General features: G+C 70.7%; 23 protein-coding genes. 11 read left to right on the top strand and 12 right to left on the bottom strand.

The window, feature by feature from the left end; translation table 11 throughout:
* Positions 1-22 precede the first annotated feature (22 nt).
* Together SOM08_RS15920 and SOM08_RS15915 are read right to left on the bottom strand one after the other, a co-directional pair.
* Positions 23-1546, bottom strand: coding sequence for a hypothetical protein (locus SOM08_RS15920; protein WP_322469298.1), 1524 nt, complete (start codon positions 1544-1546; stop codon positions 23-25).
* A 48-nt stretch (positions 1547-1594) separates the two neighbouring features.
* Positions 1595-2053, bottom strand: a complete 459-nt coding sequence (locus SOM08_RS15915; protein WP_322469297.1) for a hypothetical protein — start codon at positions 2051-2053, stop codon at positions 1595-1597.
* Between the two features lie 189 nt (positions 2054-2242).
* Between SOM08_RS15915 and SOM08_RS15910 the strand changes: the two genes are divergently transcribed.
* On the top strand, positions 2243-2929 hold the full coding sequence (locus tag SOM08_RS15910; RefSeq protein WP_322469296.1) for a hypothetical protein: 687 nt from the start codon (positions 2243-2245) through the stop codon (positions 2927-2929).
* Positions 2930-2935: 6 nt separating this feature from the next.
* Here SOM08_RS15910 and kynA read toward each other — a convergent pair whose 3' ends face one another.
* The 6 genes from kynA to SOM08_RS15880 form a co-directional block, all read right to left on the bottom strand.
* Positions 2936-3787 carry a tryptophan 2,3-dioxygenase gene (gene kynA, locus SOM08_RS15905; RefSeq protein WP_181936498.1) on the bottom strand — a complete coding sequence of 284 codons (852 nt, stop codon included), beginning with the start codon at positions 3785-3787 and terminating at the stop codon, positions 2936-2938.
* A gap of 21 nt (positions 3788-3808) precedes the next feature.
* Entirely contained in the window at positions 3809-5173 is a 1365-nt protein-coding gene (gene kynU, locus SOM08_RS15900) for a kynureninase (RefSeq protein ID WP_116959583.1), read from the bottom strand.
* 50 nt (positions 5174-5223) lie between these two features.
* Positions 5224-5850, bottom strand: coding sequence for an arylformamidase (gene kynB / locus SOM08_RS15895; RefSeq protein ID WP_322469295.1), 627 nt, complete (start codon positions 5848-5850; stop codon positions 5224-5226).
* Between the two features lie 94 nt (positions 5851-5944).
* Positions 5945-6259 carry a YkgJ family cysteine cluster protein gene (locus tag SOM08_RS15890; RefSeq protein WP_116959585.1) on the bottom strand — a complete coding sequence of 105 codons (315 nt, stop codon included), beginning with the start codon at positions 6257-6259 and terminating at the stop codon, positions 5945-5947.
* Between the two features lie 4 nt (positions 6260-6263).
* Positions 6264-7217, bottom strand: a complete 954-nt coding sequence (argF, locus tag SOM08_RS15885; protein WP_116959586.1) for an ornithine carbamoyltransferase — start codon at positions 7215-7217, stop codon at positions 6264-6266.
* Positions 7218-7225: 8 nt separating this feature from the next.
* A complete protein-coding gene (locus SOM08_RS15880; protein WP_116959587.1) occupies positions 7226-8425 on the bottom strand; it encodes an aspartate aminotransferase family protein in 1200 nt (399 codons plus the stop codon).
* A gap of 271 nt (positions 8426-8696) precedes the next feature.
* On the opposite strand from SOM08_RS15880, the gene SOM08_RS15875 reads away from it, so the two are divergent.
* Entirely contained in the window at positions 8697-9017 is a 321-nt protein-coding gene (locus SOM08_RS15875; protein WP_116959588.1) for a DUF3579 domain-containing protein, read from the top strand.
* Between the two features lie 110 nt (positions 9018-9127).
* Here SOM08_RS15875 and rpsT read toward each other — a convergent pair whose 3' ends face one another.
* Positions 9128-9424: a 30S ribosomal protein S20 gene (gene rpsT, locus SOM08_RS15870; RefSeq protein ID WP_322469294.1), complete on the bottom strand. Its 297-nt coding sequence runs from the start codon at positions 9422-9424 to the stop codon at positions 9128-9130.
* A 120-nt stretch (positions 9425-9544) separates the two neighbouring features.
* On the opposite strand from rpsT, the gene murJ reads away from it, so the two are divergent.
* The 3 genes from murJ (at position 9545) to SOM08_RS15855 (ending at position 12738) form a co-directional block, all read left to right on the top strand.
* Positions 9545-11110, top strand: a complete 1566-nt coding sequence (murJ, locus tag SOM08_RS15865) for a murein biosynthesis integral membrane protein MurJ (protein WP_322469293.1) — start codon at positions 9545-9547, stop codon at positions 11108-11110.
* Between the two features lie 28 nt (positions 11111-11138).
* A complete protein-coding gene (locus SOM08_RS15860) occupies positions 11139-11996 on the top strand; it encodes a SirB1 family protein (RefSeq protein ID WP_116959590.1) in 858 nt (285 codons plus the stop codon).
* Positions 11997-12117: 121 nt separating this feature from the next.
* Entirely contained in the window at positions 12118-12738 is a 621-nt protein-coding gene (locus SOM08_RS15855; RefSeq protein ID WP_322470709.1) for an NAD-dependent epimerase/dehydratase family protein, read from the top strand.
* Between the two features lie 15 nt (positions 12739-12753).
* On the opposite strand, the gene purM is transcribed toward SOM08_RS15855, so the two are convergent.
* Positions 12754-13785 carry a phosphoribosylformylglycinamidine cyclo-ligase gene (purM, locus tag SOM08_RS15850; protein ID WP_322469292.1) on the bottom strand — a complete coding sequence of 344 codons (1032 nt, stop codon included), beginning with the start codon at positions 13783-13785 and terminating at the stop codon, positions 12754-12756.
* A gap of 148 nt (positions 13786-13933) precedes the next feature.
* Between purM and SOM08_RS15845 the strand changes: the two genes are divergently transcribed.
* The 5 genes from SOM08_RS15845 to folK are packed head-to-tail and all read left to right on the top strand — an operon-like array spanning position 13934 to position 18542.
* Positions 13934-15031: an AI-2E family transporter gene (locus tag SOM08_RS15845; protein ID WP_116959593.1), complete on the top strand. Its 1098-nt coding sequence runs from the start codon at positions 13934-13936 to the stop codon at positions 15029-15031.
* 20 nt (positions 15032-15051) lie between these two features.
* On the top strand, positions 15052-15738 hold the full coding sequence (hda, locus tag SOM08_RS15840; protein ID WP_116959594.1) for a DnaA regulatory inactivator Hda: 687 nt from the start codon (positions 15052-15054) through the stop codon (positions 15736-15738).
* 14 nt (positions 15739-15752) lie between these two features.
* Positions 15753-16421: an HAD family hydrolase gene (locus SOM08_RS15835; RefSeq protein WP_070397582.1), complete on the top strand. Its 669-nt coding sequence runs from the start codon at positions 15753-15755 to the stop codon at positions 16419-16421.
* Positions 16418-18079, top strand: a complete 1662-nt coding sequence (gene pcnB, locus SOM08_RS15830) for a polynucleotide adenylyltransferase PcnB (RefSeq protein WP_116959595.1) — start codon at positions 16418-16420, stop codon at positions 18077-18079. The genes SOM08_RS15835 and pcnB overlap by 4 nt, the downstream gene beginning before the upstream one ends.
* On the top strand, positions 18066-18542 hold the full coding sequence (folK, locus tag SOM08_RS15825) for a 2-amino-4-hydroxy-6-hydroxymethyldihydropteridine diphosphokinase (protein WP_116959596.1): 477 nt from the start codon (positions 18066-18068) through the stop codon (positions 18540-18542). The genes pcnB and folK overlap by 14 nt, the downstream gene beginning before the upstream one ends.
* Before the next feature lie 6 nt (positions 18543-18548).
* On the opposite strand, the gene pdxH is transcribed toward folK, so the two are convergent.
* Positions 18549-19181 (bottom strand): pyridoxamine 5'-phosphate oxidase, encoded by a 633-nt coding sequence (gene pdxH, locus SOM08_RS15820; protein ID WP_116959597.1) that lies wholly within the window; start codon positions 19179-19181, stop codon positions 18549-18551.
* 25 nt (positions 19182-19206) lie between these two features.
* Complete coding sequence (locus SOM08_RS15815; protein WP_116959598.1) at positions 19207-19809, bottom strand: gamma-glutamylcyclotransferase; 603 nt, start codon at positions 19807-19809, stop codon at positions 19207-19209.
* Between the two features lie 57 nt (positions 19810-19866).
* Here SOM08_RS15815 and SOM08_RS15810 point away from each other — a divergent pair, with 57 nt between their 5' ends.
* Positions 19867-20379 (top strand): OmpA family protein, encoded by a 513-nt coding sequence (locus tag SOM08_RS15810; protein WP_322469291.1) that lies wholly within the window; start codon positions 19867-19869, stop codon positions 20377-20379.
* The last annotated feature ends 16 nt before the right edge of the window (positions 20380-20395 follow it).

Genomic DNA, 20395 nt, shown 5'->3' with positions numbered 1-20395 from the left:
CAGGGCGCGCGGGTGCGGTGGATCACCCAGGGCCGTGGAGCAGGCGGTCGATCAGGTTGGCCACCGCCTCGCGAACCAAGGGGGGCTGCAGGCCCACCTGGTTCATCAGCGTGAGGCTGAAGGGCACGTCCTGAGGCCAGGCGCTCACCTGCGACAAGGCGCCGACCACGGCCGTGGCCACCGCGTCCGGCATGACCAGGCCACGTTCGATGTAGTTGAGCGCCGTGTGCAGCGCGAGCTCGCCCGCCGCCGGGGGGTTCAGGCCGAGCATCAGGTTCAGCATGTCCAGAAATCCTTGTGCATCGTGGATGCTGGGCAAGGCCCTGGTCAGGCCTTGCCGGTTGGGACAGGTGGCAAACACCTGCAAGGCCTGTGCGACCGGTTGCCGCACGATGAGGCTGCCGCGCAGCACCATCGCGTGCAGTTCACCGGCGAAGCGCGCGGGTCCCCAGGTGGCCACGGGTTGCGGTGGAATGCCCCAGGAACGCATCGGCCCCGGGGCCGCGAGATCGGGGGAGGGCGGCACGGGCCTCATCGCGTGCCGGCCGACCCCCGCGGGCAGGGGCCGCTGCTCCCCCGTGGGCGACATGTTCTCTTCGTCTGCCTCGTCGACGGCATCCGCAGGCGTAGTTTCGGCAACGATGCGCTCATGGCGGCGCTTCAAGCTTGACGCGGAGTGAGTGCCCCGCAGCGGATACCGCACGCCGACCTGCCGGCGCAACGCCTCAATCGATACCTGTGGTGGGGAGCAAGGCTGGGCTTGGTACTCCATCAGCCGGCTTTCAATGCGAGTCAGTGCATCGAGCGCCTCGCTTGGCTGCTGCTTGAAATGCTCAACGTCTTCGTCTCGGATCTGTTGGATCGCCTGGCGGCCGCACTCGATAAGGACTTGCTGGTAAGGCCCCAGTTCATCGGTCGGGAACTGGGGCGGCAGTGCATTCGCCAGGTCGATGTAGCGCTTGGCCGCCCCCTTGGCGCTGCGCTCCACGCGCATTCGAACGAGACACAGACAGGCAAACGTGCCACGCACAGGTGACTTCAGGGGAAGCCGGGCCAACAACCCGAGCACCGACACCACCCGCGCGGGGGAGGGGCCGTTGCCGCGCTTCCCGGAATTGCTGGCCGCCAGCATCTCCACCAGGGCCTGCTCTACCGTCGCGCACTGCTTCAGCTGGCGGTGCGCCTGGCCTTTCTGCTTTTCGCTGATCAGGTGGAGGGCCTTCAGCACCGGCGGGAGGGCCCTGGTCGGCGTGGGTTGTTCGGGCGCGTTGTCATCGACCGGGGGCTGTGTGTCGAACGCCGAAGGCGAGGGGCCGAGCTCGAAGCCTTGCTCGAAGTCGAACCCCAGGTCGTGCTCCTGCAGCCAGCTCTGTGACGGGCTGGTGAAGTCGTCCCCGTCCGTGTGGTCGGGCTGGTACCCCGGCGTCGGGAACGGGCTTTGCGCCACGGTGTGCGGCGCCGGGTGCCGCGTGGGCGGGATCTGCGGTGGCAGGAAGACCGGGGGTGTGTTCCGAGCGGGAGTGAGCGGGGCGGGGAGGCGATTCATGGCGATAGAGGGGGCGTGAACAGCGGCAGCGATGGCGCGCCGCGTCGGTCAGGCGTAGGGGTGGGGCAGGATGGCCCAGTGATCGGGCGCGAGGCGCGTGCCGTCGATGGCCCCGTGGTCCTCGGTCCCGTCCGCGGCCAGCGCCGCGCGCCAGAGCCGGTGGCGCCGGCTGTGTTCGTCGAGCACCTCGGCCAGGGCCTGCGGTGGCACGGCGTGCCGTGGCCAGACATCCATCAGGTGCACGCGGACGCTGCCCGCGGGCACCACCAGCGACAGCCGCAGGCCCGGGCGGCGCGGGTGCGCCAGCGTGTGGTGCCACAGGCTCCGTGGGGTGCCCAGCTCGGTGCCGGGCGGCAGGTGGCCGGGCGAGCTGAGCAGCATCACCTGGTCGTCGCCCGCGTTGCTCGTGAGACGCAGTGCAATGCCATCGTCGCTGCGCAGCCGCCGCCGGTGGGCGGGGGTGCCGGGGGGCGCGGGACCCAAAAGCAGTTCGAGTGAGGTGGACATCGGCCGGTATAGCAAGCGGTGTGACAGCGCTGCCGGCTCTGTGGCGCAGGGCCGGCCGGGGTTCCGGAGCGGGGCCGCGGGCGCGTGTTATGCCCATTTCTGCATAGGGGAGAAAGCGGAGCCGGCGGCCTCGCCGGCTGATCTAAGCTTCGGTCTGCTGCCTTTGCGGGCGGCGCAAAGGAGGCGGTCATGGGTGCGTACGACGACACCGTGCCTGGCCCGGTGGGCTGGACGACCGAGAGCGCCCGAGAGCGGGCACACGATGTGGCGGACACCTTGCTGGCGCAGGCCCGCGAGTCGCTGTCCGTGGGCGACACCGAAGGCGCGACGCAACGCTTCCTGCGGGCGGCCAGCCTGTTTTCCGCGCAGGGGCTGTCGGGCGATGCCGAGGCCGCCCGGCTGGCGGCCGTGGCCGCCCTGATGAACCACGACCCCCGGCGGGCCGACGAGCTCTGGCAGGGCCTGGCGGCGATCGGCGACAGCTCCGGCGACGCCGCCGCGCGGCGCGGCCTGCTGGGCGCGCGCCTCTCGCGGGCCCTGGGCGAGCGCGCCGAGGCCCTGCAGCGCCTGGACATGGCGCGCCGGGGCGCGCTGGAAATGCGCGACGCCATCACCTACCTGGACGCCGTGAGTCAGGCCGCCGCCGTGCACGTGGAGCGCGGCGAGCCGGCTCAGGCCTATGAGCGGCTGGCCATGGGCTGGGCCACGCTGGTGGACCTGGTGGGGCGCGAGGCGGCGGCGCGCTGGGTGCGGCCGCTCATGCTGGAGCTGCGCGCGGGCCTGGGCGAGGCGGTGTTCCGGCGCGCGCGCGCCGACTGCGAGCGCGCCTGGCGGGGGCCGCCCAACCCCGTGGACAGCCTGCGCGGGCCGCTCTGAGCGGCCTCAGAGGTCGGTGCGCAGGCGCCAGATCTCGGGGAACAGCACCACGTCGAGCATCTTGCGCAGGTAGCTCACGCCGCCGGTGCCGCCGGTGCCGCGCTTGAAGCCGATCACGCGCTCCACCGTGGTGACGTGGCGGAAGCGCCAGAGCCGGAAGGTGTCCTCCAGGTCGGTGAGCTCTTCGCCGAGCTGGTACAGGTCCCAGTGGGCCTTGGGGTCCCGATAGACGATCAGCCAGGCCTGCTCCACGGCGTCGCTGGCCTCGTAGGGCTGGGTCCAGTCGCGCTGCAGGTGGCTCTGTGGCACCGGCAGGCCGCGCCGCGCGAGCAGGCGCAGGCACTCGTCGTAGAGCGAGGGCGCTTCGTAGGCGGCGCGCACCGTGGCCAGCCGCTGCGGGTGGTGGGCGTGCGGCTGCAGCATGGCGGCGTTCTTGTTGCCCATGGCGAACTCGATGCAGCGGTATTGGTGGCTCTGGAAGCCGCTGGAGCGCGCCAGGTAGGGACGCAGCGCGCTGTACTCGGGTGGCGTCATGGTGGCCAGCACGTCCCAGGCGTGCACCAGCTGTTCCATGATGCGGCTGACGCGCGCGAGCATCTTGAAGGCCGGCGGCAGCTCGTCGCGCGCGATGTGGGCCACGGCCGCGTGCAGCTCGTGCAGCATCAGCTTCATCCACAGCTCGCTGGTTTGGTGCTGCACGATGAAGAGCATCTCGTCGTGCGCGGGCGACAGCGGCTTCTGTGCGTTGAGCACGGCGTCGAGCTGCAGGTAGTCGCCATAGCTCATGTCGCGGCTGAAGTCGAGCTGGGCGCGCTCCTCGCGCACCACGTCTTCGGGGCGTTGGGGGGTGTCGTTCATGGGGTCGTGCGGGCAAGGCATTCAGGTCACCGCGTGCTGGCGATTGAACTCGGGCCGCTGCCACTCGCCGCTCTGCAGCACCTCGCGCAGGTGCTCGACGGCGTTCCACACGTCCTCGAAGCCCAGGTACAGCGGCGTGAAGCCGAAGCGCAGGATGTCGGGGTGGCCCGCGCCGTCGCCCGCGCGGTAGTCGCCGATCACGCCGCGCGCGATCAGGGCCTGCACGATGGCGTAGGCGCCTTCGCCACCGGCGCCGGGCCGCCCCAAGCCGGTGGGCGCCCCCTCGGGGGGCAGCGACCCGCGCAGCGGTGGAGCGGGGGGGCTCACGGTGATCGAGAGGCAGACCTGCGAGCCGCGGCGGGCGTGCTCGCGCGGCGTCACCAGCGACAGGCCGTGGCCCGCGCAGCGTTCTTCCACCAGCGCGATGAACAGGTCGGTGAGCGCGAGCGACTTGCGGCGCAGCGCCGCCATGCCACCCAGGGGCTCGGCCGCCAGCACGGTGGCCACGCCGCATTCGAGGGCGGCCAGGCTGATCATGGGCTGCGTGCCGCACTGGTAGCGCACGATGCCGGGCGCCGGCTGGTAGTCGGGCGTGAAGGCGAAGGGCTTGTCGTGCCCCCACCAGCCGGCCAGCGGCTGCCAGCAGCGCTCGGCGTGCCTGGGATTGACCCAGACGAAGGCCGGCGCACCCGGGCCGCCGTTGAGGTACTTGTAGCCGCAGCCCACGGCGAAGTCGGCGTCGGCGCCGCTCAGGTCCACGGGCACCGCGCCGGCGCTGTGCGCCAGATCCCAGACCACCAGGGCGCCGGCGGCGTGCGCCGCCTGGGTGATGGCGGCCATGTCGTGCATGGCGCCGGTGCGGTAGTTCACGTGCGTGAGCATCAGGATCGCCAGCTTCTCGTCCTTCAGGGCCTCGGCGATCTCGTGCGGCTCCACCAGCACCAGCTCCCAGCCTTTGTCCTTGCACAGGGCCTCGGCGATGTAGAGGTCGGTGGGGAAGTTGCTGCGTTCGCTGACGATGCGCCAGCGGCCGGGGCGGGTCTCGGCGCTGATGCGCTGCGCGGCGCTGAGCGCCTTGAACAGGTTCACGCTGGTGCTGTCGGTGGCGATGGTGGTGCCCGGCGCGGCGCCGATCAGGCGAGCGATCTGGTCGCCCACCTTGCGCGGCATCTCGAACCAGCCGGCGCTGTTCCAGCTGCGGATCAGGTCGCGGCCCCATTCGCGGGTGACCACCTCGGCCACGCGCGCGGGCGCCGAGCGCGGCATGGCGCCGAGCGAGTTGCCGTCGAGGTAGATCGTGTCCGCCGGGATGTCGAAGAGATCGCGCAGCGCGCGCAGCGGGTCTTTCGCGTCGAGCGCGCGGCAGTCTTGTCGGGTGGTGGTCATGGTGGTGGAAAGGCCGTCGGGGGCTCAGGCCAAGCGGGACAGGGCGGGGGTCAGAGCGATCGCAGCACCGCGCGCACGGGGGAGGCGTCGGCTGTGCTGAGCTTCAGGGGCAGGGCGATGAGTTCGTAGTCGCCTTCGGGCACGCCGTCGAGCAGCAGGTTTTCCAGCACGCGCAGGCCGCGGCGGCGGATCACCTGGTGGCTGTCCAGCGTCTTGCTGCTCGCCGGGTCGATGCTGGCGCTGTCGATGCCGATGAGCACCACGCCGAGGCCGGCGAGTTGCTCCACGGTCTCGGGCGCGAAGGCGGGCAGGTCCTGGTCGAAGGCGTCCTGCGGCATGCGGGCGTAGGCGCGCACCAGCACGCGCGGCGGCGGGTCCGTCAGCGCGTGCGCGAGGTGCTCGGGCCGGATCAGCGGGCCGGCACCGATCGCGTGGATCACGCGGCAGGGGCCGATGAAGGCGTCCAGCGGCACCTCGCCGATGGGCGCGCCGTGCGGGTCGTAGTGCAGCGGCGCGTCGGCGTGCGCGCCCACGTGGGGGGAGAGCGTGATGGCGCTGACGTTCACCGGGCAGCCCGGGCCGATGCTGGCGACCCACTGCTGCGCGTACGCGGTGTCACCGGGAAAAACCGGTGTGCCCGCGTGAACGGGAGGGGAAATGTCCCAGAGCGTTTTCATGGCGCGGCGAAGGTAGCACCGCAAAAATACCCGTGGTGTCGGTTATTGCCAACAGCTGACGGAAAACTTCAGGTCTGAAGTTTCGGGCCCGTGTTCACGCCGCGCCGTCGAGTGGCGGCAGCTGGTGCCGCGCGCGGGCGCGGGCGCAGGCCTCGCTGCCTTCCTCGAATTCGCGGCAGGGGGAGGGTCGCCACTCGTAGATGCCGCAGCTGGCTTTGTGGCCCACCCGGCCGGTCAGCGCCGCGCAGCGCGGCGGCGAATGGTCGGTGCCGCGCAGGCGCATGGTGTGGCCCGTGAGCTCGACCGCCAGGCCAGCGGGCACGCCGCCGCCCATGTCCTCCATCTCGTGGACCGAGAAGTCCACGCGAAAGCACGCGCAGCAGGCGCCGCAGCTCGTGCAGGCCGACATGGCCTCAGGCCACGCGGCCCAGCAGCAGGTACTCCATCAGGGCCTTCTGCGCGTGCATGCGGTTCTCGGCCTCGTCCCAGACCACGCTCTGCGGGCCGTCGATCACCTCGGCGGCGACCTCCTCGCCGCGGTGCGCGGGCAGGCAGTGCATGAAGAGCGCGTCGGGCTTGGCGAGTTGCATCATGGCCTCGTCCACGCACCACTGGGCGAAGGCCTGGCGGCGCACCTCGTTCTCGGCCTCGAAGCCCATGCTGGTCCAGACGTCGGTGGTCACCAGGTCGGCGCCGCGGCAGGCCTCGCGCGGGTCCTTGAATACCTTGTAGCAGCCGCGGTTGCTGATGCCGGCGAGCACCGGGTCGACCTCGTAGCCGCCCGGCGTGCTCACGTGCACGGTGAAACCCAGCAGCTCGGCCGCCTGCAGCCAGGTGTTGGCCATGTTGTTGCCATCGCCCACCCAGGCCACCACCTTGCCGCGGATCGCGTCCAGGGGCTTGCCGCTCGGCGCGGGGCGGTATTCCACCAGGGTGAACAGGTCGGCCAGGATCTGGCAGGGGTGGAACTCGTTGGTCAGGCCGTTGATGACGGGCACGCGCGAGTGCGCGGCGAAGCGCTCGATCTTGGCCTGCTCGAAGGTGCGGATCATCACCAGATCGACCATGCGGCTGATGACGCGCGCGCTGTCTTCGATCGGCTCGGCGCGGCCGAGCTGGCTGTCGCCGGTGGTCAGGTGCACCACCGAGCCGCCCATCTGGTACATGCCGGCTTCGAAGCTCACGCGCGTGCGCGTGCTGGCCTTCTCAAAGATCATGGCCAGGGTGCGGTCGGGGTCGGCGAAGGGCTGGTACTTTTCGACCGCCTTGAACTTGCGCTTGATGAAGGCCGCGCGCTCGAACAGATGGGCGTATTCCTCGGCGCCCAGGTCCTTGAATTGCAGGTAGTGGCGGATGCTGGTCGACATGGGCGCGCTCATTCCGCCAGGAAGGCCTTGACCAGCGGCACCAGGATGGCGGCGATCTCATCGGCCTCGGCCGTGCTGAGGATCAGCGGCGGCACCAGGCGGATCACGCTGTCGGCCGTCACCGACAGCAGCAGGCCGGCGTCGGCCGCACGCTGCAGGATGGCGCCGCAGGGCTTGGCCAGCTCGATGCCCAGCATCAGGCCCTGGCCGCGGATGTCCTTCACGCCGGCCACGCCGGCCAGGCCCTTGTCCAGGGCGGCGCGCAGGTGCGCGCCCACGCGCTCCGCGTTGGCCAGCAGGCCTTCCTCTTCCATGATGCGGATGGTCTCGACGCCCGCGCGCATGGACAGGGGGTTGCCGCCGAAGGTGGTGCCGTGGTTGCCCGGCTGGAAGATGTTGGCCGCCTTCGGGCCGGCCACGACGGCGCCGATGGTCACGCCCGAGCCCAGGCCCTTGGCCAGGGGCATCACGTCGGGCACGATGCCGGCCCACTGGTGGGCGAACCACTTGCCGGTGCGGCCCATGCCGCACTGCACCTCGTCGATCATGAGCAGCCAGTCGCGCTCGTCGCACAGGGCGCGCACATCCTTCAGGTACTGCGCGCGCATCGGGTTGATGCCGCCTTCGCCCTGGATGGTCTCGAAGAACACCGCGACCACGTTGGGGTTGTTCGCGGTGGCCTTCTTCAGCGCCTCGATGTCGTTCGCGGGCACGCGCACGAAGCCTTCGACCAGCGGGCCGAAGCCGGCCTGCACCTTGGGGTTGCCGGTGGCCGACAGCGTGGCGATGGAGCGGCCGTGAAAGGCCTTTTCGTAGACCACGATCTCGGGGCGCTCGATGCCCTTGTCGTGGCCGTACTTGCGCGCCAGCTTGAGCGCGGCCTCGTTGGCCTCCAGCCCGGTGCTGCAGAAGAACACGTTGGTGAGGCCGGAGCGCTCCACCAGCATCTGCGCCAGGCGCTCCTGGTCGGGCACGTGGTAGTAGTTGCTGCTGTGGATCAGCTTGGCGATCTGGTCCTGCAGCGCGGGCACCAGCTTGGGGTGGGCGTGCCCCAGGGTGTTGACGGCGATGCCGGCGAGCCCGTCGAGGTATTCCTTGCCGTTCGTGTCCCACACGCGGCAGCCTCGGCCGTGCGACAGCGCGATCGGCAGGCGGCCGTAGGTGTTCATCACGTGGGGCGAGGCGACGGGTTTCAGCGCGGCGTTCATGCGGGGACTCTCCGAGGGCGGGCCAGAAAAAAGAAATCGGCTCAACGCCTGCGGGGCAGGTGGGGAGCCGTTGAAGCGCGATTGTAGGCACACGTTTTGCACAGGATCGATGACGCCTGGGCATCGGTGCCATGTCCGGCCGGAGGTCTCCGGGGTGTCGCAAGTCTTATATAAGATATAATTCTTGGCTGCCCTCCCGGCCGGCGATCCCGGTCGCCGCGAAGGCCCGATTCCCGCACGAGCCCTCCATCCGAGGCGTACCCTCCACCCGATGGCCGCACCCACGCCCAAGCAAGTGTTCATCCAGGGCATCACCCGCGATGGACGCACCTTTCGCCCGAGCGATTGGGCCGAACGCCTCGCCGGCGTCATGAGCGGCTTTCGCCCCGGCGGCGTGCAACCGGGCAGCCACCTGAGCTATTCCCCCTGGTGCGTGCCCACCGTCGTCAACGGCATCAAGTGCGTGGTGGTGAATGGCGAGCTGCGCGAGGCCGAGCCCATGGCCTGGGATTTCTGCCTCAACTTCGCGCGCGACAACGACCTGCAGGTGGCCGAGGCCTGCCTGCTCCCCGAGCCCCCACCCAAGACCTGACAACGAGCGGGCAACAAAAAAGCCGTCTGACGACGGCTTTTTTGCTTTGCTGGCAGCGCACCCGATTCAAACGGCAGGCCCCGAGGGGCCCGGGCGGCTGGAGGTGGGGCTCAGGCCGCGGCGGCCAGGCCCTTGACCTTCGCGGACAGGCGGCTCTTGTCGCGAGCGGCCTTGTTCTTGTGGAAGATGCCCTTGTCGGCGATGGTGTCGACAACGGCCTGCATCTTGGCGAACAGCTCGGTCGCCTTGACCTTGTCGCCGGCGACGACGGCCTTCTCGACGTTCTTCACCGCGGTGCGGTACTTCGAGCGCAGCGAGCTGTTGGCGGCGTTGAGCTTGACGTCCTGGCGCGCGCGCTTGCGGCCCGACGCCAGGCGGGGGTTCTTTTTCTTCGGCTTGGTGGCCATGGTGTGTTCCTAAAGAGTTTGTGGATGTTGCCAGCAAAGCCCGCGATTATAGCCCGGTCCCCCCGGCGGCCCCAGACACTCCCGTCGGCTGCCGGTTAGGGCCCGCTTACACTCTGCGCCGTGTCGCTGTTCAAGTCCGCCTCCCTCGTCTCCCTGCTGACCCTGGCCTCGCGCATCACAGGCCTGGTGCGCGAGCTGCTCATGGCGGCCACTTTTGGCGCCAGCGCCATGACGGACGCCTTCAACGTGGCCTTCCGCATCCCCAACCTGTTGCGGCGGCTGTTCGCCGAGGGCGCTTTCAGCCAGGCCTTCGTGCCGGTGCTGGCCGGCACCCGCGCCCAGGAGGGCGACGAGGCCACCCGCTGCCTGGTCGACCAGATCGCCACCGTGCTGGCCTGGGCGCTGCTGGCCACCTGCGTGCTGGGCGTGCTGGCCGCGCCGGTGCTGGTCTACGCCATGGCGGCCGGTCTCAAGCAGTCGCCCGAGGGCTTCGAGGCCGCCGTGGTCATGACGCGCTGGATGTTCCCCTATATCGGCTTCATGTCCTTCGTGGCGCTGGCGGCGGGCATCCTGAACACCTGGAAGCGCTTCGCGGTGCCGGCGGTTACGCCGGTGCTGCTCAACCTGTCCATGATCGCCGCCGCCTGGTTCGGCGCTCCCTGGTTCGAGCGCCTGGGCCTGCCGCCCATCTACGCCATGGCCGGCGGTGTGCTGCTGGGCGGGGCGCTGCAGCTGGGCGCGCAGGTGCCCGCGCTGCGCCGCCTGGGCCTGTGGCCGCGGGTGGGGCTGGGCTGGGCCGCGCTCAAGGCGGCCTGGAACCACCCGGGCACGCGCCGGGTGCTCACGCTCATGCTGCCGGCGCTGCTGGGCGTGAGCGTGGCCCAGCTGTCGCTGCTGATCAACACCCAGATCGCTTCGCACCTGGCCGTGGGCAGCGTGAGCTGGCTCACCTACGCCGACCGCCTGATGGAATTCCCCACGGCCCTGCTGGGCGTGGCCCTGGGCGTGGTGCTGCTGCCGCAATTGTCGGCCGCGCAGGCCGCGGGCGACATGGACCGCTACAGCGGCCTGCTCGACTGGGGTCTGCGGCTGGTGGTGCTGCTGGCCGTGCCCTGCGCGGTGGCGCTGCTCACCTTCGCCCAGCCGCTGGTGGCGGTGCTTTACCACTACGGCCGCTTCGGCACGGCCGACGTGCAGCAGACCGCCACGGCCCTGATGGGCTACGGCGCGGGCCTGATCGGGCTGATCGCCATCAAGGTGCTGGCGCCGGGCTTCTACGCGCGCCAGGACATCCGCACGCCGGTGAAGATCGCCATTGGCGTGCTCGTGCTCACGCAGGCGCTCAACCTGGTGCTGGTGCCGCACCTGGCGCACGCCGGGCTGGCGCTGGCCATCGGCCTGGGGGCGCTGGTGAACGCGGTTTTCCTGCTGCTGGGCCTGCGCCGGCGCGGCGCCTACCGGCCGGCGCCGGGCTGGGCGAAGTTCGGCCTGCAGGTGCTGGCGGCCAGCGTGCTGCTGGCGGTCTACCTCACCTGGCTGTCGGCCCGGGTGGGCTGGCTGGGGTTCGAGGGCGCCGCGCTGCAGCGCGTGGGCCTGCTGACCCTGGGCATCGTGGGGGCGGGCGCCTTGTATTTCGGGGCCTTGGTTCTCTCGGGCTTGAACTTGCGCCAGTTCGTCCGACAATAGCCGGACCGCACCCGCCGGCGCTCTGTCCATGGCCCTTCCGTACGAGTTCACCGCGCCCACGCCCCTGAGCTACTTCGCGTCGCTCGTGCGTGACGACGAGGCCCTGCCGCTGTTCGAGGCGGCGGCCGCGGTGGCGCAGGACGAATACCCCGATCTGGACGTGCAGCAGGTGCTGGGCGACGTGGACCAGATGCTCGCGCGCGTGAGGCGCCGCTGCCCCGACGACGCCGGCCCGCTGCAGCGCCTGCGCGTGCTCAACCAGTTCTTCTTCCGCGACATGGGGTTCGGCGGCAACGTCAACAACTACTACGACCCCGACAACAGCTACCTCAACGCGGTGCTGCGCACGCGCCGGGGCATCCCCATCTCGCTGGCCGTGCTCTGGCTGGAACTGGCCCAGGGCCTGGGCCTGAAGGCGCGCGGCGTCAACTTCCCCGGGCATTTCATGATCAAGATCAACCTGCCCAATGGGCAGGTGGTGATCGACCCCTTCACCGGCCAGTCGCTCAGCCGCGAGGACCTGTCCGAGCGCCTGGAGCCCTACAAGCGCCGCAACGGCCTGGTGGACGACTTCGACGTGCCCGTGGGCCTGTACCTGCAGGCGGCCACGCCGCGCGAGATCCTGGCGCGGCTGCTGCGCAACCTCAAGGAAATCCACCGCACGCAGTCCGACTGGCTGCGCCTGGTGGCCGTGCAGGACCGCCTGATCGTGCTGCTGCCCGAGGCCTGGGTGGAGTACCGCGACCGCGGCCTGGCCTGGGCCGAGATCGGCGACCTGCGGCTCGCGGTGAACGACCTCGAGACCTTCGTCGACCGCACCGATGACGCCCTGGAGCGCAGCGCCATCGAGCAGCGCCTGCAGACCCTGCGGCGTGCGCTGAACTGAGGGCCGGGCCCCGTATCGGCGTGTAAGCGCGGTTGACGCACCGCATGAGCTGCAACGAATATCGACGCAGAACCGGGCCTCACCGCAGCCTGGACCCGGAGCCCTTTCCTTGAAAACACTGATGATCGCGGGCGCCACCGGCCTGGTGGGCAGTCACGCGCTGCGCCAGGCGCTGGCGCATCCTCAGGTGCGGCTGGTGGTAGCGCCGACCCGGCGCGCCCTGCCCACGCACCCCAAGCTGCTGAACCCCCTCGTGAGCTTCGACCGGCTGCCCGAAGAGGCCGAGTGGTGGGGCGTGAACGCGGTGATCTGCACGATCGGCACCACCATGAAGACGGCCGGCTCGCGCGAAGCCTTCTACCGCGTGGACCACGACCTGCCGCTGCGCGTGGCCGAGCTGGCGCTGCGCCAGGGCACGCAGGCCTACGCCTTCAATTCGGCGCTGGGGGCGGACCTGCGTTCGCGGGTGTTCTATTCCCGCACCAAGGGCGAGGTGGAGCGCGACCTGCTGGCGCTGGGCTACCCCTCGCTCACGCTGGTGCGGCCGGGCCTGATCGGCGGCGACCGCGTGGAGGACCGCCCGCGCGAGCGCCTGTTCCTGCGCCTGGCCGAGGCCCTGCGGCCGGTGCTGCCGCGGCGCTGGCGCGTGGTGCAGGCCGAGGCCATCGCCCGCACGCTGCTGGAATCGGCCCTGACGGCTACCCCGGGCGTGCGCGTGGTGATGTCCGAAGACATCACCTGAGGTGCGGGGTGGCCCTCAGGCCACGACCACGGCCGCGCCGGTGCCGCGCGGCGCAATGCGACCGATGGCGTGCACGGTTTCGCCCAGGGCGCGCAGCGTGGCGGCGCAGGCCTCGGCCTGGTCGGCGGCGATCACCACCACCATGCCGATGCCGTTGTTGAAGGTGCGGTTCATCTCGATGTCGTCGATGCCCGCGGTCTTCTGCAGCCACGCGAACAGCTCGGTCTGCGGCCAGCTGCCCTTGACCAGGTGCGCGGCCAGGGCGTCGGGCAGCACGCGCGGGATGTTCTCCAGCAAGCCGCCGCCGGTGATGTGGGCCAGGGCCTTGATGGGGTGTTGCTGCAGCGCGGCCAGCACGTTCTTCACGTACAGGCGGGTGGGCTTCATCACCGCCTCGCGAAAGGGCAGCCCGTCCAGCGTGGCGGGCAGGTTGGCGCCCGCGCGATCGATGCACTTGCGCACCAGCGAGAAGCCGTTGGAGTGCACGCCATGCGAGGCCAGGCCCAGCACCACGTCGCCTTCGGCCACGGTCTTGCCCGTGAGGATCTTGGATTTCTCTACCGCGCCCACGCAGAAGCCGGCCAGGTCGTACTCGCCGGCGGGGTACATGCCGGGCATCTCGGCGGTCTCGCCGCCGATGAGGGCGCAGCCCGAGAGTTCGCAGCCCTTGGCGATGCCGCCAACCACGGCGGCGGCGGTGTCCACGTGGAGCTTGCCGCAGGCGAAGTAGTCGAGGAAGAACAGCGGCTCGGCGCCTTGCACCAGCACGTCGTTCACGCTCATGCCCACCAGGTCGATGCCGACGGTGTCGTGCATGTTCCATTCGAAGGCCAGTTTGAGCTTGGTGCCCACGCCGTCGGTGCCGCTCACCAGCACCGGCTCCTGGTAGCGCTTGGGCACCTCGAACAGGGCCCCGAAGCCCCCGATGCCGCCCAGCACGCCCTCGCGCAGGGTCTTTTTCGCCAGCGGCTTGATGCGCTCGACCAGGGCGTCGCCCGCATCGATGTCGACGCCGGCGTCTTTGTAGGACAGGGGGGTGGTGCTCATGGGAAAAGGCGCGGCGGCGGGGCCGCGGGCAGTGGTCGGGCGGGGGGAGGGCGGATACCCCGGGGCGCCCGGGGGCGCGCCGATAGAATCCAGAACCGGATTTTACGGGCTCGCCCCGGGCCCCAGGCCCGCCACCGAGCCCCGCCCCATGACCTTCACCCCCACCCAGATCCGCATCGCCGCCTGGACCGCCATCGCGCTGGTCCTTGTCCTGCTGCTCACGCTGCTGGCGCCCGTGCTCATGCCCTTCATGGTGGCCTTGATCATGGCCTACGCCATGCACCCCCTGGTGGAGCGCCTGGCCGGGCGCGGCTGGCCGCGCTGGCTCGGGGCCGGGCTGTCGGTGGCGCTGCTGATGCTGGTGCTGCTGGCGGTGGTGCTGCTCATCGTGCCGGTCATCACCCAGCAGGTGCCGCTGCTGAGCAAGCAGGTGCCGGTGCTGCTGGACCGCCTGGCCGACGGCCTGAGCGCGCTGGCGGCGCGCTTCGGCTTCGAGTTGCGCCTGGACATCAGCCAGCTGCGCCAATGGGCCAGCCAGCTCATGAGCGGCAAGGAAAGCGAGCTGCTGGCCGGCCTGCTGTCCTCGCTGCGCATTGGCGGCAGTGCCTTGGCGGCGCTGTTCGGCAACCTGTTTCTCATGCCCATCGTGGCCTTCTACCTGCTGATCGACTGGCGCGCCCTCATGGGCCGGGGCCGCGCGCTGGTGCCGCCGCGCTGGCGCGAGTCGGTCCAGGGCTTCCTGGACGAGACCGATGGGGTGCTTGGCAAGTACCTGCGCGGCCAGCTCATGGTGATGGGCATCCTGGCGGTGTTCTATTCCACGGGCCTGGCGCTGGTGGGGCTCAACCTGGCGCTGCCCATCGGCGTGTTCACGGGCCTGGCCACCTTCGTGCCTTTCCTGGGCTTTGGCGTGGGACTGGTGCTGGCCGTGTTGGCGGCGCTGCTGGAGTTCCAATCCTTCACCGGCGTGGCGCTGGTGTTCGGCGTCTACATGCTGGGCCAGCTCGTGGAGAGCTATTACTTCACCCCGCGTCTGGTGGGCGAGGCGATCGGCCTGCACCCGATCTCGGTGATCTTCGCGCTGCTGGCTTTCGGCCACCTGTTCGGCTTCGTGGGCGTGCTCATCGCGCTGCCGGCCAGCGCGGTGCTGCTGGTGGCGCTGCGCCGGCTCAAGCGCCAGTACCTGTCGAGCGACCTGTACCTCAAGGCGCCGGTCGGCCACAACGAACCACCGCGTTTGCCATGAGTGCATCGCCCGGCCAGCCCATGAAGCAGCTCGCGCTGGACATCGGCCTGGCGCCGCTGCCCACGCTGGACAACTTCGTGGGCGCGGGCAACGAGGCCGCGCTGGCCCACCTGCGCCTGTGGGTGCCCAACCCGCTGCGCTCGCCGGTGCCCACCTTCCTGTGGGGCGAGAGCGGCAGCGGCAAGACGCACCTGCTGCGCGCCGTGCGCGAGGCGCTGCGCGAGCAGGGCTCGCGCGTGGGCTGGATGGACGCCAGCACCCTGGACCCGGCCGAGTACGACGAACACTGGGACGCGGTGCTGCTCGACGACACCCACCTCTACACGGCAGCCCAGCAGGCCATGGCCTTCAACTGGTTCGTCAACGCCCAGACCCCGGCCCATGGCCCGGCGCGCTGGGTGCTGGCCGCGGGTGACCGCCCGCCGGCCGATCTGGTGCTGCGCGAGGACCTGCGCACCCGCCTCGGCTGGGGCCATGTGTTCCAGCTGCGCGCGCTCGGTGAGACCGAGCGGCGCGCCGTGCTGCGCCGCGCCGCCGACGAGCGCGGCGTCTTCCTCGGCGACGAGGTGATGGACTTCATGCTCAAGCGCTTCTCGCGCGACCTCTCCAGCCTGATGCTGCTGCTCGAGCGGCTCGACGGCTACGCGCTGCGCACGCAGCGCGCGATCACCATCCCGCTCATCAAATCCATGCTGGAAGACGAGTGAGCGGGCATTTCCCCATGCGACTGGCCCTTTTCGACCTCGACCACACCCTCATCCCCCTGGACTCCGACCACGCCTGGGGCGAATTCACCGTGCGCCTGGGCTGGCGCGACGCCGAGGACTTCCGCCGCGCCAACGACGGTTACTACGCCGACTACAAGGCCGGCACCCTGGATATCCACGACTACGTGCGCTTCGCCACCGGCGCGGTGCGCGAGCGCGGCCTGGCCGAGGGCCTGCGCGCGCACGAGCGCTTCATGGCCGAGGTGATCCGCCCGGCCATGACCGAGGCCGCGCGCGCCCTGGTGCGCCGCCACCAGGACGCGGGCGACACCGTGCTCATCGTCACCGCCACCAACGCCTTCGTCACCCGGCCCATCGCCCAGGCCTTCGGCGTCGAGCAACTCATCGCCATCGACCTGGCCACCGATCCGTCGGGCGAACTCACCGGCGCCATCGCGGGCGTTCCCTCCTTCCGCGAGGGCAAGGTCGCCCGTGTGGAACAATGGCTGGCCGATCGTGGCCTGCGCTGGTCCGATCTGGCGCACAGCACCTTCTACAGCGACTCGATGAACGACCTGCCGCTGCTCGAGAAGGTGGACGAACCGGTGGCCACCAACCCCGATCAGCGCCTCGCCACCCTCGCCAAGCAGCGCGGCTGGCGCATCCTCAATCTCTTCGAATGATCAAAAAATTCATCGACAAGCTGCTGGGCAAGGCCGGTGGCGCCCGAGCGGGCTCGCCCTTCGGCAAGCGCCAGGACGTGCCGGCCAGCGTCCACGGCATCGACCCCAAGCTGGTGGACCAGCGCGCGCTGGACGTGGTCCGCACGCTCAAGCAGGCCGGCTTCGAGGCCTACATCGTCGGCGGCGCCGTGCGCGACCTGCTGCTGGGCCTGCGGCCCAAGGACTTCGACGTCGCCACCAATGCCACGCCCGAGCAGGTCAAGGGCCTGTTCCGGCGCGCCTTCATCATCGGCCGGCGCTTTCGCATCGTGCACGTGGTCTACGGCCGCGGGCGCGAGCACGAGGTGATCGAGGTCTCCACCTTCCGCGCCTACCTCGACAGCGCCGACGCCGAACAGGTGGCGGGCAACGAGCGCACCAGCAAGGGCGAGCTCTCGGGCATGAAGCACGCGGTGGACGCCAGCGGGCGCGTGCTGCGCGACAACGTCTGGGGCCCGATCGAGCAGGATGCGGCGCGCCGCGACTTCTCGGTCAACGCCATGTACTACGACCCCGAGACGCAGACCGTGGTCGACTTCCACCACGGCATCCGCGACGCGCAGAAGAAGCAGCTGCGCATGATCGGCGACGCCGCCACGCGCTACCGCGAGGACCCGGTGCGCATCATTCGCGCCGTGCGCTTCGCGGCCAAGCTCTCGCCGCTGGGCTTCAAGCTCGACGCCAAGACTCGCGAGCCGCTGCAGGCCTCCAAGTCGCTGCTGCAGGACATCCCGCAAAGCCGCCTGTTCGACGAAATGCTCAAGCTGCTGCAGACCGGCCATTCGCTGGCCAGCCTGCAGCAACTCAAGGCCCTGGGTCTGGACCGGGGCATCTACCCGCTGCTCGACGTGGTGGTGCAGCGCGCCGACGACCCCTTCGTGCAGCTGGCCCTGCAGGACACCGATCGCCGCGTGGGCGAGAACAAGCCGGTGGCGCCCAGTTTCCTGCTGGCCTGCGTGCTGTGGGCCGACGTGCGCCGCGGCTGGGAGCGCCGCATCGAGTCGCGCCCCGGCCACAAGCCGGTGCCCGCCTTCGCGGCCCTGCAGGACGCGATCGACGAGGCCTTCGACGCGCGCATCGGCGACGTGTCGGGCCGCGGCAAGCTCGGCGCCGACATGCGCGAGATCTGGCTCATGCAGCCACGCTTCGACAAGCGCACCGGCAGCGGCGTCTTCACGCTGGTGGAGCAGCCGCGTTTCCGCGCCGGCTTCGACTTCCTGCGCCTGCGCTCGCAGGTGGGCGAGGTGGACGAAGAACTCGCCCACTGGTGGGAGACCTTCAGCACCGCCAGCGACGAGCGCCGCCGCGACATGGTGGACGCCCAGCGCAACACCGGCAAGGGCGCGCCCAAGGCGCGGCGCGTCAAGCGCGGCGACCCGGACCACCCACAGAGCGACGTGTCCGACGACCCGCGCTTCCGCCCGGTGGACGAGGACGGCGACGACGAGCCGTCCCTGGACGACGGGCCTTCGCAGGCGCCTGAGGCCGAGGCCGAACCCGGCGGCGCGCCCGCCAAGAAGCGGCGCCGCCGGCGCCGCAAACCCGGCGGCGCCGCGCGCACCGAGGGCGGCGAAGGCGGCGAGGGCAACCCGCCCACCGGCGGCGATGGGGCGGCCTGAGCTCCAGGCCTACGTCGCGCTCGGCGCCAACCTGGGCCAGGCCGCGGCCGCCGTGCGCGGGGCCCTCGACGCCCTGGACCACACCCCCGGCCTGCGGCTGGTGCGGGCCTCGTCCCTGTACCGCAGCGCGCCGCACGAAGCGCAAGGCCCCGACTTCGTCAACGCGGTGGCCGAGATCGCCACCACGCTCAGCGCGCCGGATCTGCTGGGTGCCCTGCAGGCCATCGAAACCGCGGCCGGCCGCGAACGGCCCTACCGCCACGCCCCGCGCACGCTCGACCTCGACCTGCTGTTCTACGGCGAGGGCCGCATCGATTCGCCCACGCTTACCCTGCCGCATCCGCGCTGGCGCGAGCGCGCCTTCGTGCTGCTGCCGCTGGCCGAGGTCGCGCCCCACCGGGTGCCGGCCGAGGCCCTGGCCGCCGTGGCGGGCCAGGCCATCGAGCGGCTGCGCGAGGCCTGAGCGCGCTCAGGGGGCCAGCCGCTCGCGCACCCAGGCGCCGTCCTGCAGCCGGTAGCGCAGCCGGTCGTGCAGCCGGCTCTTGCGCCCCTGCCAGAACTGCCAGTTGTCCGGCACCAGCCGGTAGCCGCCCCAGTGCGGCGGGCGTGGCGGCTTGAGCAGGAACTGCGCGCCGAACTTCGCCGCGTTGGCCACCAGCACCGAGCGGCCCTCGATCACCTCGCTCTGCGGGCTGGCCCAGGCGCCGATGCGGCTGTCCAGCGGGCGGCTGTGGAAATAGGCGTCGCTTTCTTCGGCGCTGGTGAATGCCACGCGGCCCTCGATGCGCACCACGCGCTCGAGCTCCACCCAATGGAATTGCAGCGCCGCGTAGGGGTTGCCCGCCAGTTCGTGGCCCTTGCGGCTGTGGTAGTTGGTGTACCAGACGATGCCGCGCTCGTCGTAGCCCTTGATGAGCACGATGCGCGTGCTCGGGCGCAGGTCCGATCCCACGGTGGCCAGGGTCATGGCGTTGGGCTCGGGCACCTGGGCGGCGATGGCTTGCTGCAGCCATTGGTCGAACTGTTGCAGCGGGTCGGCGTGCGAGGCGTCCTCGCTCAGCTCGGCCTTCTCGTAGCTCTTGCGCAGGTCGGCGATGTTCATGGTGCCAGTGTAGTGAGGCGGCCGATCAGTCGGCCAGTCGCAGCAGCTTTTCCAGCGCGTGGTCGTGGATGCCGTGGGCCTTGAGCCCTTCGAAGGTGCGGCGGGCGTAGTCCAGCGTCGTGCCATAGCGCCCGCAGGAGCGCGAGAAGATGTCGCGGTAGCGCTCGGGCGTGAGCTGGCCCGTGAAGCTGGGGCTGCGGCGTGAGAGCGTGAAGGCCAGCGCGCGCACGCTGCCCTGCGGGGTTTGCACCCGCAGCCACTTGGGGTCGTAGACGGGGTTGGGCATCTCGCGCGCCCACAGGCGCGGCATCAGCGCCTCCACCTGCTCGTGCGGCACGCGCAGCGCCAGGCCGTCGCAGCTGCCGCCCGACAGGAGCGCGAACACCAGGCCCGGGCACTCGGGCGTGCCGCGGTTGACGCGGCTCCACATCTGCAGGCCCCGGTGGTGCCCATGCACGCGGCCGGGGCGGCTCTCGGCGGCCTCGAACTCGGGCCGCCAGACCAGCGAGGCGTAGCCGAACACCCAGAGGTCCGGGCGCTCGCCCTGGGCGCGCCAGTCGGCCAGGGTCTCGGCCATCATGGCCGCGCCATCGCGCTGTTCGGGGATCCAGGTGCGCAGGGGCTTCATCCGGCCTGCCTACAATGCCGGATTCGCCGATTCACGCACACCACAGGAGCTTTTTGCATGGCCACACAGGATAACGAACCCGAACAACGCGTCGTCGCGGTCGTCCTGATTTCCCTCATCGCACTGATCATCGCCGGCGTACTGGGCCTGGGCGTGTTCAAGGCGCGCGGCGACAAGGCCGCCCCCGCGGCATCGGTCGTCGCCGCGCCGGTGCCGGGCGCCATCGCCATCTCCGCCACCGACGCCAGCGTGGTGGTCGACAACGGCGTGGTGAAGTTCTATTTCGCCACCGGCAAGGCCGAGCTGGCCTCCGGCGCGCTGGCCGCGCTGGCCGAAGCCATCGAGGCCGCCAAGGGCGGTTCGCGCCTGGTGGTCTCGGGCTTTCACGATGCCACCGGCGACCCGGCCTTCAACGCCGAGCTGGCCAAGCAGCGCGCCTACGCGGTGCGCGACGCCCTGGTGGGCGCGGGCGTGGCCGAGAGCAGCCTGGAGCTGAGCAAGCCGGCCGTGACCACCGGCTCGGGCGCCGACGCCGAGGCGCGCCGGGTCGAGGTGGTGATCGTGCGCTGAGCGCGGCACGGTTCGC

This window comes from Hydrogenophaga sp. SNF1 (genome assembly GCF_034421675.1).
GTDB classification, from domain to species: Bacteria; Pseudomonadota; Gammaproteobacteria; order Burkholderiales; family Burkholderiaceae_C; genus Hydrogenophaga; species Hydrogenophaga borbori.
The sequence above is the reverse complement of the archived record's forward strand: the minus strand, read 5'-3'. Positions and strand labels throughout refer to the sequence as shown.